The following is an 18447-nucleotide window of genomic DNA, read 5'->3' on the forward strand; positions in this document are numbered from 1 at the left end:
AAGTTTTACTCATTTAATAATACAGAGTCGCAACAATGAAACAACTGATAATAATCATAATAGTACTATTCCAATCTGTATGTGTATTTGCACAAAGCAAGGAAGAATTACAGAACAGCTACAATTTCAAACGCGGACAGGAACTGCTGTTTGGCAACAATCCTGACCAATCCTCTGCCTTGGACTTCTTCAAAAAAGAACTTGCAGAACATCCTAACAATGGATATGCCCTATATTGCATGGGATTGATTTATGATGACAATGAACAGGAAGGCGACGCTCTTGACTGCTTCAATAAGGCTGTTCCATTGTTGAAGAAAGACAAGAACTGGATTTCATACGCCTATAGGCTCAGAGCGAAAGTGAACCTTAAGCTTGGAAACGATGAGCTTGCATTTAAAGACTGGAAGGCATCGTTGAAGGAGAATCCGGCTGATGAGAATACTTTGTCTGACCGGGCTGAATACTATTACTATAAAGGTGAGTATAACCTTGCCGATGCGGATTATGATGTCTTAATCTCATCTCAACCGGGCAACACTTTGGGATATTTGGGCAAAGGCAGGGACGCCATTAGAAAGAAACAGTATGACGAGGCATTAAGGCTGTTCAACTATAGCCTCACTCTTGACCCCAAATCTTCTCAGGCATACGCTTTCCGTGCTGAGACCTATCTCGAATTGAACAAGAACAATGAAGCTGCCGATGACCTTATAATGGCTCTTAGCATAGACTATAACCGCAAGGCTGTCGGTATGTTGCAAGACATAAAGTCTCCAGCCAAAGAAATATTGCTCGCAAAACTTCGTATCCAACAGGCCAAGGACAAGAACAACGGTTTGTGGTCGTTCCTGCAAGGCGGAATCTATGAAGAAGTGGATGAATACCAAAATGCCATTAAAGCATATGAGGAAGCAAACAATATCAGTACAAGTAGTTCTGTCATTTTCAGATTGTCATTGTGCCATTCTGAACTTGGGGAGTATAATGAGGCTCTTGACTATGTGAACCGCTCTTTGGCTATGGACTCTACAAACACGAGTTATCTCCTTTACAAGGCCAACTTCCTGTATGAATTGGGAAAGACAAAGGAAGCGTTGAATGTATTGACTTCTTACATTGACAAAGAGCCGGATGAGTACTTTGGCTATTACCGTCGTGGCTTTTTCAAATACTGCACAGACGACTTTGACGGGGCAATAGAGGATTTTACCACGGCACTTGTCTTACAGCCACATTATACATACGCACTTGTGGAGCGAGGCGAATGTTACAAACATAAAGGAGACTTGACCGCAGCAAAGGCCGATTTCATAAAGGCACTTGAAGAAAGCATGGTCAGAGATTCTGTGGATGTTAACGGTAATGCAAGAAAGTCTGCTGATATTGAAGTGAATAACAGAGCCAATCTGGATCATATAACTTACGATGATGACTGCAACGCACAGTATGCCTATCTGGGATTGGGCAAGAAGGATTTTGCCATTGCAGTACAGAACAGCATTCTTGCCCATAATGATGACAAAGGAAGCTATTATGACGCAGCTTGCCTATACTCCAAGATGGGTGAATATGACAAGGCAATGGGCTACTTGCGCACCGCTTTGGAAAAGGGTTTCCGCAGGTTTACCCACATCATGAATGACAGAGACCTTGACGGATTGAAAAACCGTGATGACTTCAAAGCAATGATGAAGGAATTCAAGGCGAAGGTTAATGACGCTCCTGCATTAAGCGTGTCCGGATATAAAGGAAGTTTAGGCGATGCCTCTGTTTCTACATCTGCACTAACAAACGTCTCAGAGATTCCATTTACGCGTGAGGCAGGCGGTCTGTGTAAAGTCAAATGCAATATCAACGGACTACCCTTGAACTTTTGGCTTGACACGGGTGCGAGCGATGTGTCATTGTCCATGGTGGAAGCGACATTCATGTTGAAGAACGGCTATCTGACAAAAGATGATGTAGTGGGCAGTTCATACTACTTGGATGCAAATGGCAATGTCAGTGAGGGAACCGTTATCAACCTTCGCAATGTTTCTTTCGGTGATTGCGAGCTGACAAACGTGAAAGCAAGCGTAGTCAGCAATCTCAAAGCACCTTTGCTATTGGGTCAGTCCGTATTGGCACGCCTTGGCTCAGTTGAGATAGACAACCAAAAGCAAGTCTTACGTATCAAGCCATTTCAGCTTCCCGAAGGTGCTATACCAGTTGGAGTGTTGGAAGTTAAGGGCAATGGCTCACCAAGACCAGTTAAGGACTCCGACAACGGCGACATAGAACAACGTGTCTTTGAAGTTGTAGAACAAATGCCGTCTTTCCCCGGAGGTTTGAATGAATTGATGAACTATCTCAGCACCAATATTGTCTATCCGGAAGAGGCATGGAAAAAAGGTGAGGAAGGACTCGTCATCATCAGCTTCATTGTTGAAACAGACGGCTCCGTATCAAATATTTCCGTGTCAAAGTCTGTTTCACCATCACTTGATGCAGAAGCAGTTAGGGTAATCACGGCTATGCCCAAATGGATGCCTGGTAAGAGCAATGGCCATGCGGTGAGAGTAAAGTTCAATGTTCCTATTTCATTCAAGATACCCAAGGAAGAGAAAGATGACAAACAATAATAGAAGAACAACTTAATTGTAAAACCGTCAACAAAATGAGAAATTTACTTTACATTGCAATCGCATTAGTCTAGCATGGGTTTCAGGGCGAATGCCGTCGATGTTCTAGACTTCGAACAGCGTTGCCTGTCTTTTCTCAACTTTCATCTCATTATAGGCGATGGCATGGAAGTTAATGGATGATGGAAGGACGGTGATGATCATGTTAGTTGAATGATTAAGGTGAAACGGATTACATTTTTTCAAGGCTGTCGTGGATGGCATCCAACTCAGCCTTGATGCCTCTGATGGCTTTCAAGGTAGACTGCGCCTCCGGCATGATGACCTTGCGGAAATAGTTTTCGCTGAGCTTGTCATCAATGGCCAGCTCATTGGCACGGTGCATGACTTGGTTGAAGTTGCCACCGAGCCATGAGAGTTGCTGCTGATACTTGTTGTAGAAAGAGAGCAACGTCGCCATTGCTTCTATTCTCCCTCTTGTTCGTTTGTCATCAAAGAGTGTGACAGCATCACGAATCATGGCACTCGTGTTGCCGCCGTAGCTCTGTGCTTTCTTCTGGAAGAGCTGCAGCTCATCATCGCTAAGTCTGACTTTGCAGACGTGGTTTCTGTTGGTGTCGTTCATCTGTTGAAGTTGTAAAAGTGGGTAGTTGTTGAAAATTGAAATTTACATTGGGCAGTCTTTGAGTTCATGGTGTCTTCATCTTTCAAGAGATAATCCGGGAGTTGCGACCGAGATTTCATCCCCAGCTCCGCTGGCAAGTGACTTTTGAGGGCATACGACGGCGACAGCCTAGTGTGGCCACAAAAGTACAACTTGCTATTCCCAATTGACTGCCGTAGCGGTAGGTTTTGCGATATATATGGCATCATGTCTGTTTTAGGTGCTAAACGAGGTATTTCCCATAGTTGTTGAGCGATCGTGATTAGTCGCAGACTCGGTATTTTACTGGCTCAGACTATGCGATTGATTACTTTTATCACGTGATAACCGTGATAAGTATGATTACTTTTATCACGTGATAACCGTGATAAGTATGATTACCTTTATCACGTGATAACCGTGATAAGTATGATAACCTTTATCACGTGATAACCGTGATAAGTATGATTACTTTTATCACGTGATAACCGTGATAAGTATGATAACCTTTATCATGTGATCCAAATAAAACCTAACTCAAAGATGGGGAAAGATAGATTAGATAGATCAGATAGAATCTATCCGCAGATTGCTCTGATAGATCAGATAGAATCTATCCGCGGATTGTTCTGATAGATCAGATAGAATCTATCCGCAGATTGCTCTGATAGATCAGATAGAATCTATCTAAAGATTGCTCTGATAGATCAGATAGAATTTATCTAAAGATTGCTCTGATAGATCAGATAGAATCTATCTAAAGATTGCTCAGATAGAATAGATAGAATCTATCCGCGGATTGCTCTGATAGATCAGATTGATTTAATCCTTCCCCAAACTTTTACGAGTTCTTGAACATAAAGCAATATGTTTGCCCAAGTGAGCTGCTTGCCCGAGTAAGATATTTGCGTAAGTAATATACTTGCTCGGGCAACATACCGGCATTACGCCATTAATCGCCAATTCGTCAGGACATCAATGGTTTCGGTTTTCGCTTGACTTCCGCTTGCAGCGCTTTGAGATGCCTCTCGGCCTTGCGTTCGTCAACGTTAGCCGTGGCTTCGTCCGGATAGTGGGTGTCGCTGTATCCTCCGTCGGTAATCCACTTCATCAGTTCGTCCTGGAAGAAATAGAGCTTGTTGCCACGCTTGTGGAACGGTATCTTCCGCTTGGAGGTCATGTCGTAGATGGTCGACGGACTCTTGCCGAGCAGCTTGCTGGCCTCCGTCATGCCGATAGGTGTGTGCTTGGCTGCAGCGCACGTGCCGCTGGCGATGGACGACAACAGGGCGATGATCGTGTCGCACTTCTCATGGAGGGATGCCAGAGATTCCGGCATCCCGTCAAAGGTAAATGTTCTCATGGTAGTAATTGGTTGTGGGGTAGGTGTTTGGTTTTCCATAGTATCAAAATGTCAGTAGGTTATGATGATGGTTTTCTATTCTAAAAGTATGTGAGAATGTGAGTATGTGAGTATGTGAGAATGTAATAGTATGACACTGTGAGTCTCATTTCAATGAGATCTTGTTCGTTGCGTCACGCTTGAGCGAGCTGACTACGTCTGTATAGACTTGTGTCGTTGACACGTCGCTGTGGGTGAGCAGCTTCGAGATGGTGTATATGTCGGTGCCGGCCGCCAGCTGCAACGTGGCAAAGGTGTGGCGGAAGCAGTGGAAGGTGATGTGCTTCGTGATGCCTGCCGCCTTGAGCCACTTCTTCAGGTGATAGGCCACGATGCCCGTGGTGAAGTCCTTGAACACCTGACCGTCCTTCCGCTCTCCGCACAGCTCTACTGCCTCGTCGCTAACAGGCAGGAAACTCTCCTTATGCGTTTTCTTCGTGCGGAAGTGGAGCATCCAACCGCCATCGGCTGACGGCTCGATGTTGTCCCATTTCAGTCGGATGATGTCGCTGACACGTAGTCCCGTGAGCACTGAGAACAATGCTGCGCGTCTTAGCACCTCGCTCTTGCAGGGAGTAGCCGAGAGATGTTTCACCTCGTCGAGGGTCAGAAACTCCCTTGGCGTACTGTCGTTCTCAGCCTTCTCCAACTTCGTGGCGACATTTTCCTTGAGCTTACCGTCATCGAAGGCGATGCGGAGCACTGCCTTGAGCTTACAAAGACAGTTGTTGGCCGACGAAGCCATCATCCGCTTGCCGTTGCGGGCGCACTTCTCCGACATGAGGTAAGCGAGGAACTTCTGACAATACTCAACGGTGATGTCGTCGAAGCAGCAGCTGCCGCCGCAATAGTCCTTGAAGTGACCGAAAGCCGTCTGCCAGTTGTGGCCGTACTCATTCTCCTGCATCTGCTTCTCGAAATAGTCGAGGAAGCTCTCACGGCCTTTTGCCCGGTCGAGGAAACCAAACTGTTCATTGATTACCGACTCCGTGCGGCGGCACTTGATGAGTTCCGCCTTCTTCATCATCGAGCGGTTGTACTCCTGCTGGAACCGCTCCGTGGGGTTGGCATAGATGTATATGCCCAGATACTCGCGCCGTGTCATCCGTCCCGTCCGGGGATGGCGGATAGCAGGGTAATAGTCAAGGTAGAGTGAGACCTTACCCTTTGCCAGCTTCCGCTGGCGCACTGTTACTTTTGTACAAAGGTTTGTCATAGTTATTTTTCTTTTTTTATGTTTCAATTTAATGGTCCAAATGATACTTGTATCTTGCCGCCGTCTCCATACGGTTAGGCAAATAGATTGCTAAATCTTCTACAAAGTTACGACCGATTACGTCTTGCAACAACTGTTTGCAGTCGTTTGGTCTTGTTGATGCCTTATTTTCCATGTTTTACCCGCTTATTTGCCGTTTTTTCGAAACAATCGGACTCGGATTTGGCCAATAACACATACCCGCTTCTGACTGCTCATGTCGCTCCGACGCGCTTATCCTTGGTTGACGGGCTCTTGTCCTCAGCCTTTCTGCGCTCCGCTTCCCAGTCCTCCTTCAAGTAATAGAGCCGGTTGCCGTTGGCCTTCTTCGTCCTCACATGGTGGGTGTTGGCGAACCGCCTGACCTGTGTCTTGCCGAGTCCGTAGATGCGCATGAGTTCTCCGCAGGTGTACCAATGCTCGCCGAGCGTCCTGCCCAGTCGCTCACGTTCCTCACTGACGGCCTTGTCGACAGCCTCCTTCGGATAGCACGTAGTGCCGAAAGCGTGGATGGACGGAATCTGATACCGCATCCTAAGTGTATAAAGACGACCGTAACTATAGTCGAATTTCGCGCAAATCTCCGCCATAGTATAATGTGTGTCGTGGGTGACACCGACGGGAGCGCGGTCTTTGGCAGCCCGTTTGGACACTCTGCGAGTCTTGGCACCCTCATTCGCCTTTCCCTTGCTGTCCTTTCCCTTACAGTCATGCCCTTTGTCTTTTGAGAAGATCGTCTGTGAGAGCGTCTCCCCAAGTGCCGCCTCTATCATGCTGAGAATCTCCTTCCGTGAGACGACTGTCACGCGCTCCGAGAGTTTGACCGGGTGTAGCTTTCCACGACTGACCATCGTATAATAAGTCCTCAAACTGATGCCGAGCAGTTCAGCCACCTGCTGCGGACGATAGAACTCCTGCCGAGAACTTACGTTGACAACGCTGCCGCCCGAACTGTTAAGTTGTGTTTCGTTTTTCTTTCCCATAGTGCTTGTTCTTGTGAATTTATCCGTTTTCAGCATTGTCTGACAATTTTGGTGCAGCGGCGTTGCATTATCTGCTTTATGGTGCAACATCTTATGTCGTGGCACTTCATAGTCAAGTTCCAAATGCGGTACAAAATTAATCAAAACGGATGGAACCCACAATAGCCATTTAGGAAGACTGCAAACGCTTGTTAACTGATAATCAACCGATTACTTGCAGGCGTTTGCAACCGTTTGCCGACATTAAAGTTCATGTGGAACGACTTTCCGCTTCCGCTTGGGCCTATGCAAAAGAAGTTGGCGTTGTCGGTCATCTTCACCCTGCCTTCCTTGCCGGTGATGTCGATGCATACGGGCAGGCCCTGACGGTCGGTGTAGTAGGTCTTCAGCGGAGTGTCCTCGCTGTGCTTCAGATGTTCCTTGAAGAAGAGGCAGAGGGCTGCGTCGTTGAGCGTCAAGAAGAGGTCGTAGTCGGGGTTGAACGAGTAGGCGTTGCCGGGAAAGGAGTCCATGAAGAGTTCCAACTGGTTGTAGGCACTCTTACTTGCGAAGATGCCGCACTCGTAGAGCTTGGTCTCGATGAAGCTCGTAACGGGGGTCAGCTTCTCGGCCTTGCAGCTGACCAGCAGGTTGAAGTTGGTGTAGACGAGCAGCTTGCTGTCCTGGGCAAGGAGGTTCAGCACGGCTTCGATGTCGGCCTTGGCGATCTTGTTGCTGGGGTCGGGCATGGAGCCGTGGCGCTTGGCCTTGCCCTGGAGTTTTCTCAATAGTTTGCGCTGCTGGGGGATTTGGATGACCTGATTGTAGATGACGCAGTCGGTATCGGGTATCTCGCTGAGGAAGGCCAGCAGGTCGGTGGCGATGACGTAGCCGTTGACGGCAACGGACTGGTAGGGCCTGATGAGCGATGGCAGGTCTATCTCGTCCACGTCGACGATGTCGAAGGATTTTACTACTTTGTCACCCATCTTCAGGCAGTCGTCACCGGCCTTGAAGCTCTGCATGGAGAATGGACCGGTCTTGAAGTGGAACGCCATGAAGCGGTGGAGGTACTCGTTGACCTCGTCCTTCGTGAGCTTGCGGTGCCAGACGCCGCGCTCCTTGAGAATGTCCATGACCTTGCTCACCTTTGTGTGGAAGTCAAGCCAGGACTTGGGGTCGTACTTTACGAAGGCGGACTTGACGGCCTCTTGCGTGATGATGAGGTAGGTGCGGATCTCGGTATAGGGTCGGCCATTGAAGTAGCGGAAGTAGCTTCTGGTGAGGAATTCCATATCATCGGAGATGTCGTGGTGGTAGCTCTGGCGGCACAGTACGTCCTGCTTCTGCAGGGCATAGCCCTCACCGAGCGTCTGGACGATGTTGTTCAGTACGTCGGTGAAGGCGACATACTGCACGGCATCCGTGGCATACTGCTGAACGGGGTTCTCGATCTCGATGATGACGGAGGGATTGCCGTTCTTCGAGAAGAGGACCGTGTTCAGCAGCTTGCCGGAACCATCCTTGATGTCCTGGAGCTGGGCGAAGAGGCCGTCAAGCGGCTTTTTCTTGTTTGCCATGGTAGGTTATGTTTGTAGTAACTGATTTTTGTTTTCTATTTTCTGTATTCTTTTATCTATTTTATTCACGGCTACCGCTCGTACATTTTGTAAAAGAAGTAGATGCCGCGATGGCGTTCCTTGCTGTGCAGTCCGCTGCGCTGCTTGACGTAGATGGAGATGATTCCCACGGCGGCGAGACAGACCATGACGATGAAGCCGACAAGCTTGCCGAAGAGGATGGAGGACAGCAGGAAGCCGAGGAAACTCAGGCCGATGGCTCCGGCTGCGTAGGTCAGGAACCTGCCGCGGATGCCCATAAACTCCAGTGGTTTTTGGAGTCCCTTGAAGACCGGGATGCCGTTGAAATTGATGTCCATTATCTCATAATTTTATTACGAAATAGTTTTACATTATATATTGCATTTGATAGAGTATTCAGAGTTAAAAGGTGTCCGACACCGTTGATTCGGTTAGTCGGACTCCTTGTTTAACCGTAGCTTGTAACTACTTGAAGAACAAAGGCAAAGCCTCGCTCATTGCAAGGAAAGCTACACAACCGCCAATAGTCAACATGATAGCCTTCTTGACATCCTGGTCGCCGTTCTGCATTTTGAAATAAATACTGAAAGCGCCGACGAGTGCAATGACTGCAGCAATGGCCTTCATTAAGTTACTGACGGGGGTTTGGTAGCTCGACACCTCAGTGATGGCTTTCTGGAATCCGCCGGCTCCCTTGCTCTGGGCGAAGGTCATGACGGCACAGAAAAGGAACATTCCGAGGAAGGCGGCTACACGCTTCACGGGGATTCTCTTGCATGCGCTCATGCAGGAGTTCATGATGGTTTTGGTTGAAATGGTTTGTAACATAAGTTTGTTAAGATATTTTATTACGTTACAATTTAAAGACCACATGAAAGTGGAAGATGGGTGAGTGCCACTCACGTGGCCGCCTGATCCCCTTGCCTCACGGCGCAGCCCTCTTCCCGAAGCTGTCTTATAAGAGAAGATATCAATCTATTAATCAATCCAACAAATAAAAGTAAACGAGAGTATTAACATTAAATATTGAATTCTGGCGGAGCCTCACGGTTCGACCGTTCAGATTTTTCTATCGCTTGGAGCTCGTCCTCATCGGGGACGTACTCTGATTCTTTCTTTTCCCATAAATTGTTGATTTGTCTGAGTGTCATCTGAGCTTCGTCGAGAGAAACTTGCTTAGCCTCCTTGCTGACTTGCTCGGCTGTCTGGGCTCCCTGCAGCTTTGTCTGCTGTTTGGAGTCGTCTATCTGAACCTTCAAGATGTCGAAGTAAGCATCACTATGGAACTCCGGTTGCTTTGGGGGCTTCGGAGGTCTGGGCTTTTTTGCATGAGTCGGTTTTGGAGAAGTTCCTTCTTCGGAATTTGACTCTGACGGAATCTTTTCCTTGAAGGCTTCCTCACTTACAGCATCTGACACCTTAGGGGAAACAGTATGCTCAGGACCGACGATGCGGACTTCCGGGGCGAATGACTCTACGTCTTCTGTGGAGGTATCCTTCACCTCCGGTGCGTCTTTGCCTTCCTCTTTTGAAATGGAGTCCTCTGCGTTCTCTTCATTCGATTCCATATTTTCCCTCTCCTTTGACAAGGCTGACATTTCCTCGGAAAGTATCTCTCCACGTCTGAGCTTAACAAGCTCATTAATACGTTTCTGAGTTTCCTCATCAGTTGGTCTTGGGCCTATGTCATCGGAGGGATTTACTTTGGGCTTATCACTATCCACATCGAATGATGTAGCTGAGAGTGGAGGAGGGACCTGTGCTGCTGACTGCTCAGCGGATGCAATGGCTTTCTTCTCTTCCTCACTTGTTTCTCCCGACTCCTCATCATGGATGGGGTGCGCTGTGGCCACCTCGTCATCCGATTTATGGGCGGCGGAGTTCTGAGCGGTAGACTGCTGTGGCTCTGTCTTTCCCACTGCTATGGGCTTGAACTGCCCGGCCTCGTCGGAGATGTCGATGTCTACGTCCTTGGGCTTGGGCATGAACTCCACCGGGTCCTTCTTGATAAAGAGGTCGAAGACTATCATGCCCGCGTAACCAAGGACATAAAGAACAACAATGACAATTACTATACTCGTAAATGCCATAAGCTATTCTGCAAAGGGTTGTGACTCGTCACGCTCGATGCCGGTGACACTGTTCTTGCCGAACACCTTGTCTCCTGTCTCGTGGACTTTGGGGACATAGGTCACAGTCAGCTTCTCACCCTCGGTGATGGCATACTGGTCGATTTCTTTCTGCCCGAAGACTTCAAGGAGGAGTTCTCCGTCGCCGTCGGTATCGAGGACAAACTGCCGGGCGGCCCATGTGCTGCCCTTCTTTGACGTGCCTGTCCTTACGGGCAGGACTTTCTTGATAGTTCCTGTGGTTTTCATAGTCGATAGTTTGGTTATATGGATGGTTTAGTTGATGGTCTGTCCATTTGCCGACACGGCCGGAGATGCTGAATAATCCTCCGTTTCCTCCGTGCACGCTGTCGGCAATGGCAAAAAGGTAAACCCGAGTTCCTTGCCGTTGGCCTCCTTGACGAGGTGGCGAGTAAGGCCGGGATAGTAGAAGAAGGTATGCCCGTCGGTTCCAAGAATGTAACCGATGCGCTTGAGTGAACCGCGAAGACGGATCTTCTGGTTGTTACTCACTACCTTTATATTTGTACGCTGGTCGAGACCGAAGATGATGCGGCGGCGCTCCTTCTGGATGAGTTCCTTGCGTCGGCGGCTCCGGATAGTGCGGAGCTGCTCCGGGGTTCGTGACAGTCCGAGCTCACGGGCTATCTTCACTATCGTGAACCTATGCAGTCCTGTGCGCTCCGCCATTTCCTGATAGGACAAATTGGTGTATTCCATCTCCACAAAGGCACGTGCATCACGGTTGCGGCCAGTCGGATTATCCTTGCGGAGACCGAGTTCGCGGGCATGCTTGGCAACAGAACTAAGCGAGAAGCCAAGATGGGTGGCTATATTGTGGAGATAGTCTGTTTGAAAGCGTTCCTTAAGTATGTCGTCATGCTCCGGTGTCCAGAATATTCGTTTTGTCTTAGGTTGGAAGGTTGTATTCATAGTGTTCAGTTCATTCTTTTGGTTCTTAATCGGTTTTATTATCTCTTTTGCCTGCCCTGCTCAAAACAGGCCGCTGCGGTGGGTGACGAGCCGTCGAAGATCATCCTTGTTGGCATCTATGAAAGACCTGGCAAGGGCTGTGATGATGGCGGAGATGCGATGGCTGCCATAGACTGCCTCAAGGGTGGCCACTATATCGTCGGGCAGGAACACCCAGTGCCGTCGTCCGGTGTCGGAATCACAGGAGAAGTCTTCTATCTGCGAGAGGATGTCGTCTTTTGAGAATGGTGTACGGCTTACATTGGACAAAGACTCTTTTTTACCGTTTCGTTCAGCCTCCTTGGATTCTTTCTTCCTGACAGGCATGGACGGACGTGGCTTGCGCTGTACCTTTTGTGAAAGTTTTTGCCCAGTGCTCTCGGATGGCTTGTTATCAGCGGTTTCCTCTGTGGAACTGAGAGAAGACTCCTTGGGAGAAGGCTCCTTTGCAGGCTTTACGCGTGCCTCGCGGGGCTGCTCTTCATCGACTCTCTGTGCCTCGTCCCCCGTTATCTCTTCCTTGGGCTTGTCACTCTGCCACATATATGCTGGCTCGCTCTCACCGTTGACTTTACGGAGAAGTTCGTGAATATCCCCGAAAACCATTGGTCGAGAAGTGCCGTCAGTCATGCGGATTTGGATTTTTCGTTATAGATGCAGTCATAGAGCGTGTCATAGCACTTGTCAACAATCTCATGTTGCTTATCGGTGAGGTAGAGCGTGCTGTAACGCTGGATCTCGGCGCTGTTGGGTATCTTCGGCAGGACGGTGCCCAGCTTAGCGAAGTAGTCGAGGAACTTCTGCTGCTCGACAAGCTCGTCCTTACGGCCCCAGTTCTTGTTGAACTGGTTGGGCAGGAAGAAGAACGGAGGCAACTTGTCAAGGCCGTTCTCCTTGGCAACCATAGCGGTCATATCAATGAAGCCTGTCGTGCCGTTGATGCTGGTCTTCTCCAACTGGATGGGGGTGATGATGGCATCGGCCTCGAACACCAATGGGAGCAAACCTTGAAGGGTGAGACTGCCCGGAGTGTCGATGATGAAGTCGAAGTCCTCGTTGCGCATGGCTCGGATAAGGTTGAGGGTATCCTTCTCACTGCCAAGCTGGGTACAGGGTACAACCTGATAAAGGGGCTGAAGCTGCGGCCAGCGCTCTCTGTCCTGCTCGTGCTTCTTGACGATGCTGCGCTGCGGGTCAGCATCGAGTACGACGAGACGGCAGTGATGTTTAAGAACGAGTTGGTTGGCAAGAAGCACGCCGAGGGTAGTCTTGCCGCAGCCGCCCTTCTGATTGGCGACGACGAAAATCTTGTTGCGTCTCTTCTCCGGAGACTTTCCGATGTTAAAGAATGGTATGTTCATAAGGTTGGTTGTTGGTAACTCGTGTCATGGAGTATTGGTCACCTCTGTTATGTCCGCCTCATGGCGGCATAAGATATTTCCGTGTGACGGTAAAAGACGCGCTCCTTTTTGGTAGGCCTGTATTCCAAGGGAGCTTGGCCCTGCAAGCTTTCAGGTGCTTGCGGTATGATTTTCTGCAAAGATAAGAACTATTCTGCATTACCGCAACAGTAGCCATATGTAAACTGCTGATTTACCGCCAAATTTGATGAAAAAAGTCGATTTTCTTCAATAAAAGGCATTTTCGTACAAACGATGTTACCTTTAACAATGTCCCAAAGACAATAGGACGGACTAAATGGACATTTTGCATTCGGAGTTCTTGCTATTGCATGGATAAAACACGTATGGCATTATACATTATGGTTAAATGGGCTGAAACATACTGATATTATTCGCAATTTCAGTACTTTTGTAAAATTTCATTTTCCCTTTAAACAATACTTCGTTAATATTTGCCCCATCTTTTAAGCAGCGGCCTCCGATAGAGCCCGCAAGTCTTTTAAGATGAGATTATTTTTCTTCTTGTCAAGTTTGATACCTGACACTTCGATAATTCTTCGATATATGAACATGTTGTGCATCAGCATACTATATGACGCTAAAGACATACCCTTGTATTTGTCATCACGTGCCATTGCCACCTTTGCTGTATTGATTGCGGCGAGCGCGGCGTTGTAAGCAAAGTGCAGTTTCTTTTTGCTTCTGGCCTGACAGTCCTGCAGGCCGGTAAACTGTTTGCCGTCGCGGAAAAGATATTCCTCTTGGAACCTGGCATGATAAATGGCCATGGTATCCTCTCCGCTCATGTCCTTGTCAGTTGAGTAATATAGACGGTAACCGCCGCTCTTAACCCGGGCGAGACCCTCTGGATACCATACCACCAGTCTGACATTCCGCTTGAGGCATTTCACATTTGCAACTATTGTATAGTACTCACCATCATCACCACTCAGACTGTCGATCTTCTGCATTCTGTCCAAATCCGGACTCTCAAAGTCAATGTATCCGTCAAATGTCTTCGGCCGGCCTCTCTTCCCCGTCTTCTTACCTGCGTACAGATATCTGACCGCTGTGTCCTTTCTCAGACGGCTGACGAATGTGAAACCTAACTCTACCATGCTGTCGGTGAAGTGCTTAGTAGAGAACGCCGCATCACCTACCATGTTATGGGTAATCCTCTGCATTCTCTTGGAGTACTTCTTGACTTGTTTGATGTAGAAGTCTGTAAGCGACATCTTGCGTCCGTCAGCTTTACCAGGCGTCTGTATTGCCCGGAAGGCCATCGCGTCTTTCTGTGTCGCATTGACGATGGCCAGCAGGGTAATCTCACAGCCGTGCTTGACGGCCTGTGCACATCCGGACCAGTAATTGCCGATGCCATAAGTCTTTTTCCCGGCCTTACGGATATAGCTCTGGTCTATTGCCACAGCAAGCAGGTCATTCTCTGTGTCAAAAAGTTCCCTGATGAGCTTTGTATTATAGACACACCAGTCGATGCCTTTCCTGAAGGCACTTCTGTATGTGTGCTCGTTGTGTTTACCGTACTTCGCCATCTGCGTAAAATTCTTTTTTCTCATGACCAGCAAAAGAATCATGATCTCAGGGAAAAGATCCTGAAGATTTTTTCGTACCTTTGCACAAGTTGCGAGGAGAGTATCCTTTGCAAGTCCCATATAGTGGCTTATATCTTCTTGATTTGTCATATAACTTCATTATTTTTTCAACTATAAAGTTACTGAAAATCAACGATATAGCCACTATTTTATGTCATAATTAATCTTATCATAATGTTAAACTTTATTATTGATAAGTATCTAATAATCAACACGTTAAATAAACTTTGATGGAGGCGGTTTTCTTACCGAACCATTGTTTAAACTGATTTCAAATGAATATAGAAGAATTGCGAGCTTATTGTCTGTCGTTGGAGACCGTCGAGGAAAAGTTTCCTTTCGCCAAGATTAAAGGAGGCGAGAGTGTGCTGGTGTTTTATGTCTGCAATCATATTTTTGCTATGGTCGACTTGGATGACAGCGACATTGTTAACATAAAGTGCCAGCCGGAGCGAATAGTTGATTTACGGGAGCATTGTGAATGGGCCGGCAAAGCTTCACACATGAACAACAAGTATTGGCTTGGAATGCGTTTAAGTGGTGTACCGGATGATACAGCAAAGGAACTTATCTCAAATTCTTACTCGATAGTCAAAGAGAAATACAGGAAGAAGAAAAGATAGGTTCCTTTGCTGGGATTAGATTTTACTATCATGTCATTCTATAACTGGCTGGCAATCTCCCTTACCTTATTTATATAGTCAGGGGCACTGGCATAACCAATACGTTTAAGGAAAGAGTAGTAGCCTTCTCCGTCACGATGTTTGTACTGCACTTTGTCCCTATAGGCTATAACACTTTCCTCCCAGTTACTGAAGCTATAGTAGCCCTTTGAGTGCCTGAGTCCGAAGAGATTGTTATGCTCGTTGCAGACACGGGAACGGAAGCGTCCTGTTTCAAGGATAGCCTGGGCAAGGACAATCTTAGGATATTTGATGCCGTGTCTCTTTAAGGCGGCGTAAAGGTTCTCAATGGTCAGTTCCTTGCTGTTCGGTTCCACATTATTATATATAGGAGAGTCCTTACCGGTAATTTCCGCAAGACGCTCATTGAAGGACTCCACTTGCTGGTTCAGCGCATGGATGAATGGCAGTGGGTCAACGCTCGTCCACACATTGTTGGTTGACAATCGTTGCAGCTGCAAATGTAGGTGCGGGCCGGTGGAACGGCCAGTGGAGCCCACGATTCCGATAACCGTGCCCGCTTGTAACATCGTTCCCTCCTTTGCGTAGATCTCACCGAGGTGACCATAGAGACAGCGGAGGTTGCCATAATCGATGATGACATAGTTGCCGTAGCCGGTGTTGCCATGGTGTACGGCAGCTACCCTGCCCGGGAGCATGCTATAGGTAAATCCGTTTACACCAATGGCATCTATGCCGTCATGGAACTTCCGGCACTTGGTGAAGGGGTCAAGGCGGTAGCCGTAAGGCGAGGTAACGGTTAAGTAATCAAGTGGCATACAGATATTTAGCCGTTTTTCAAGGATGCTTAAAAGCATGCTGTCAGAGGCACTGAGAAAGGGTAAAACAGGCTGTTTCGCAAACTTTTTGGAAGATTCCTCCAAACTTTTTTCGCCTTTTTCTTGCACTTTTCCTTGGCCGTTGTTGGAAGTTGGCGGTTTGTTTCCTAACTTTGCGGTCAGAAACGAAGGCAAAGGCAGTCGGAAGACGGACTTCTTCTTAGTCTCAGTCTCAACCTTAGGCTTTGGCTTTGTTTCGTGGAGTACGTCACGGACGTAGGGGTCCGTGGAAATGGATAACGTGTCGGCAGCCGGACCGACTTTCTCAGCAGTGTAAAACTGTGCCGGTGATTCCAATACATTCATCGAGAACATAAGGACCACAGCGCACTTCATTGTGTGTTTCATGGTAGTAGTATGTTTAATGTTTGACATGGTTTTTCACCACAAAGTTAGTATAAACCAGTAGAATAACCAAACCATCAACTATGAAAACAGAACCAGTACCATTCGACAAATTTGCCAAAATCGGCATCTATCCCAAGGATCTCATGCGTATGCCCAAGGACTTGCGCGACTCTATCTTGAGCGGTGAGCTCTCGCCGCTGATGCGTGTCAACGTGCCCGTGGGCGATAACTCGGCGGTATCCATTCCGATGAAAATTCAGCTTGCTTACGACAAGTCTGGCAAGCTGCAACTGCTTACGTATCAGACACATCGTGAGCTTGACAACAACTTGAAACTAAATGATACCGAACTGGAGCGCGTAGGCAAAGGTGATGTCATTCAGAAGGAGTTCAAGGAGGACGGCAAACGTAAGATGCGCTACGTACAACTGGACAAGGAGACCAATGCCTTGATGTACCGTGATGTGGCAACTGTTAAATTTGAGTAAAGAAACCTCCATTTGAGACACTATACACCAAGCATAGCAACTAGCTCTTCTATATATTTAAGCATGGTTGCCGTACCCCATTTCCCACCATCTTTGGTTCTCACCTTCTTGTATTTTGAAAGGTATCTGAATATAGCCTTGTAAGAATATTTCTTGTTTAGTCCCAGCTTGACAAACTCATTCTTAACCCTTGTCGTTATGACGACGGAAAGGAAATTTATAAGTTCAGTGGCATATACGCTGTAGTCGGAATGCACGTTTACCGTGTCACGGTCAACGATATTCTTGTATAGCCAGAACAGAGTCTCCACAGACCATCGCTGTGAGTAAGCCAAATAGACGGTCAATGGGTCAAGATCAGCTTTTGACTTGAAGACAATCAGACCGAATAAACCTTTCCTCTCGACATAGCTTTCTGCCTTGAAGTTATCTTTCTTGTTGGCATTCTGCACATATCCAATCTCCTGTTCGGAGGCTGCCTTCGGGTCGCGGAAAGAGTAGAGGAACTTGCCGTTTGACATTTTTTGCTTTTTGTATAGAATCGTTCCGTCCTTATAGTCTTTCAATGGCATTGTCGGCTCATCCATCTTGTAATTCTTTATGAACGCCGAATTCTGCTTCAACGGTATCAGGTATGCCAGTCCTTCCATCTTGTCGACTTTCTCAAAAAGCTTGTCGTTGTAGAAACCCTTGTCGAATACCATCAGACCATTCTTAATCTCATACTCCGCTACAAAGTCGTCTATCGCCGTCTGATCCAGCATGTTGCCTGCGTAAGGCTTTGCCGCTATGGGCTCACGCGTCAATGGGTTGAAAGCATACAGCAAGCTGATATCTTTGGAGCCTTTCTTCGCTCCCTTGCGCGAGAACTCCGACAGACTCCCCGTCTTGGCATTGTAGTCCTTGAGCATGCCATCGATAACCATGTCACCGCCGGTAAAGGTGTTCACCCTATTGCGCATGAACTCACAGATAAGGGAGTACGCCTTGCCTATCTTCACAAGAAACCCGGACACTGCCGTCTCAGACAAATGCACTCCCGGATACATCTCTGATGCAAATGAGCAGAGGTACTGTATCTGCAAGTCACGGTTCATGATGCCTCCATATGAAGCACGGAGCAAGGCAATGACATAGAGGCGCTTTGCATCGTCGAGATTCCAAACCTTGGCGAGTTCTTGAAGAAGTCCACTGCCGTACTTGTCACAGAGAGCCACCTCTCCATAATCTTTAATATCCACTTGATTTTTCTTGCGCATATATGAGCCCTCGACAAACTTGCCGTTTACAATTTCTCCTACCGTTCCTTGGTCTACGGGGATAGGCTTCCCGTTAATTCTTTTACTCGTCCTTTTTATGACGACAAAACGACTGCCTCTCTGTCGGACTATCGTACTTTTGGGGCGGGCGACTGACAATATCTCTTCTGGAATAGCCATAAATATGTATAGTATCTATATAATTAAAAGAACTATACAAAGGTAC

The 18447-nt window shown here is 47.6% G+C and carries 17 protein-coding genes and 1 pseudogene; 3 read left to right on the forward strand and 15 right to left on the reverse strand.

Translation table 11 applies throughout. From position 1 onward, the window contains the following. The first annotated feature begins 35 nt into the window (after positions 1 to 35). A complete protein-coding gene (locus LDN30_RS12005; RefSeq protein WP_223929630.1) occupies positions 36 to 2624 on the forward strand; it encodes a TonB family protein in 2589 nt (862 codons plus the stop codon). Positions 2625 to 2856: 232 nt separating this feature from the next. On the opposite strand, the gene LDN30_RS12010 is transcribed toward LDN30_RS12005, so the two are convergent. The 13 genes and pseudogenes from LDN30_RS12010 to LDN30_RS12070 all read right to left on the reverse strand — a co-directional run bounded on the left by LDN30_RS12010 (position 2857) and on the right by LDN30_RS12070 (position 14568). Continuing rightward, on the reverse strand, positions 2857 to 3249 hold the full coding sequence (locus tag LDN30_RS12010) for a plasmid mobilization protein (RefSeq protein ID WP_223929631.1): 393 nt from the start codon (positions 3247 to 3249) through the stop codon (positions 2857 to 2859). Between the two features lie 985 nt (positions 3250 to 4234). Then, positions 4235 to 4630 carry a helix-turn-helix domain-containing protein gene (locus LDN30_RS12015; RefSeq protein WP_223929632.1) on the reverse strand — a complete coding sequence of 132 codons (396 nt, stop codon included), beginning with the start codon at positions 4628 to 4630 and terminating at the stop codon, positions 4235 to 4237. Positions 4631 to 4775: 145 nt separating this feature from the next. Next, the gene (locus LDN30_RS12020; RefSeq protein ID WP_223929633.1) at positions 4776 to 5885 is read right to left on the reverse strand and encodes a site-specific integrase; all 1110 of its coding nucleotides are present in this window, start codon (positions 5883 to 5885) and stop codon (positions 4776 to 4778) included. 254 nt (positions 5886 to 6139) lie between these two features. Continuing rightward, a complete protein-coding gene (locus LDN30_RS12025) occupies positions 6140 to 6997 on the reverse strand; it encodes a helix-turn-helix transcriptional regulator (RefSeq protein WP_223929634.1) in 858 nt (285 codons plus the stop codon). 134 nt (positions 6998 to 7131) lie between these two features. Then, a pseudogene (locus LDN30_RS12030) lies at positions 7132 to 8466 on the reverse strand (TraG/VirB4 family ATPase); the annotation flags it as partial. 71 nt (positions 8467 to 8537) lie between these two features. Next, a complete protein-coding gene (locus tag LDN30_RS12035; protein ID WP_223927708.1) occupies positions 8538 to 8825 on the reverse strand; it encodes a DUF4133 domain-containing protein in 288 nt (95 codons plus the stop codon). A gap of 127 nt (positions 8826 to 8952) precedes the next feature. After that, positions 8953 to 9315 carry a DUF4134 domain-containing protein gene (locus LDN30_RS12040; RefSeq protein ID WP_154533216.1) on the reverse strand — a complete coding sequence of 121 codons (363 nt, stop codon included), beginning with the start codon at positions 9313 to 9315 and terminating at the stop codon, positions 8953 to 8955. 191 nt (positions 9316 to 9506) lie between these two features. After that, positions 9507 to 10577 carry a hypothetical protein gene (locus LDN30_RS12045; RefSeq protein WP_223927706.1) on the reverse strand — a complete coding sequence of 357 codons (1071 nt, stop codon included), beginning with the start codon at positions 10575 to 10577 and terminating at the stop codon, positions 9507 to 9509. A 3-nt stretch (positions 10578 to 10580) separates the two neighbouring features. Beyond that, on the reverse strand, positions 10581 to 10865 hold the full coding sequence (locus tag LDN30_RS12050) for a DUF3127 domain-containing protein (protein WP_223927704.1): 285 nt from the start codon (positions 10863 to 10865) through the stop codon (positions 10581 to 10583). Positions 10866 to 10892: 27 nt separating this feature from the next. Then, complete coding sequence (locus LDN30_RS12055; protein ID WP_223927702.1) at positions 10893 to 11549, reverse strand: DNA-binding protein; 657 nt, start codon at positions 11547 to 11549, stop codon at positions 10893 to 10895. Positions 11550 to 11609: 60 nt separating this feature from the next. Then, entirely contained in the window at positions 11610 to 12218 is a 609-nt protein-coding gene (locus LDN30_RS12060; protein WP_223927700.1) for a DNA topoisomerase 2-like domain-containing protein, read from the reverse strand. Beyond that, positions 12215 to 12949 carry a ParA family protein gene (locus LDN30_RS12065; RefSeq protein ID WP_028910151.1) on the reverse strand — a complete coding sequence of 245 codons (735 nt, stop codon included), beginning with the start codon at positions 12947 to 12949 and terminating at the stop codon, positions 12215 to 12217. The genes LDN30_RS12060 and LDN30_RS12065 overlap by 4 nt, the downstream gene beginning before the upstream one ends. A 506-nt stretch (positions 12950 to 13455) precedes the next feature. Beyond that, complete coding sequence (locus LDN30_RS12070; RefSeq protein ID WP_223930054.1) at positions 13456 to 14568, reverse strand: transposase; 1113 nt, start codon at positions 14566 to 14568, stop codon at positions 13456 to 13458. Positions 14569 to 14879: 311 nt separating this feature from the next. Here LDN30_RS12070 and LDN30_RS12075 point away from each other — a divergent pair, with 311 nt between their 5' ends. Continuing rightward, a complete protein-coding gene (locus tag LDN30_RS12075) occupies positions 14880 to 15227 on the forward strand; it encodes an MmcQ/YjbR family DNA-binding protein (protein ID WP_223927698.1) in 348 nt (115 codons plus the stop codon). 38 nt (positions 15228 to 15265) lie between these two features. On the opposite strand, the gene LDN30_RS12080 is transcribed toward LDN30_RS12075, so the two are convergent. Continuing rightward, the gene (locus tag LDN30_RS12080; protein WP_223929635.1) at positions 15266 to 16501 is read right to left on the reverse strand and encodes a peptidoglycan DD-metalloendopeptidase family protein; all 1236 of its coding nucleotides are present in this window, start codon (positions 16499 to 16501) and stop codon (positions 15266 to 15268) included. Positions 16502 to 16554: 53 nt separating this feature from the next. Here LDN30_RS12080 and LDN30_RS12085 point away from each other — a divergent pair, with 53 nt between their 5' ends. Continuing rightward, positions 16555 to 16962 (forward strand): DUF4099 domain-containing protein, encoded by a 408-nt coding sequence (locus tag LDN30_RS12085; RefSeq protein WP_223929637.1) that lies wholly within the window; start codon positions 16555 to 16557, stop codon positions 16960 to 16962. A 20-nt stretch (positions 16963 to 16982) separates the two neighbouring features. On the opposite strand, the gene LDN30_RS12090 is transcribed toward LDN30_RS12085, so the two are convergent. Next, positions 16983 to 18401 carry a transposase gene (locus LDN30_RS12090; RefSeq protein WP_223929639.1) on the reverse strand — a complete coding sequence of 473 codons (1419 nt, stop codon included), beginning with the start codon at positions 18399 to 18401 and terminating at the stop codon, positions 16983 to 16985. Positions 18402 to 18447 lie beyond the last annotated feature (46 nt).

Source organism: Prevotella lacticifex (assembly GCF_019973375.1).
In the GTDB taxonomy this organism is placed as follows: domain Bacteria; phylum Bacteroidota; class Bacteroidia; order Bacteroidales; family Bacteroidaceae; genus Prevotella; species Prevotella lacticifex.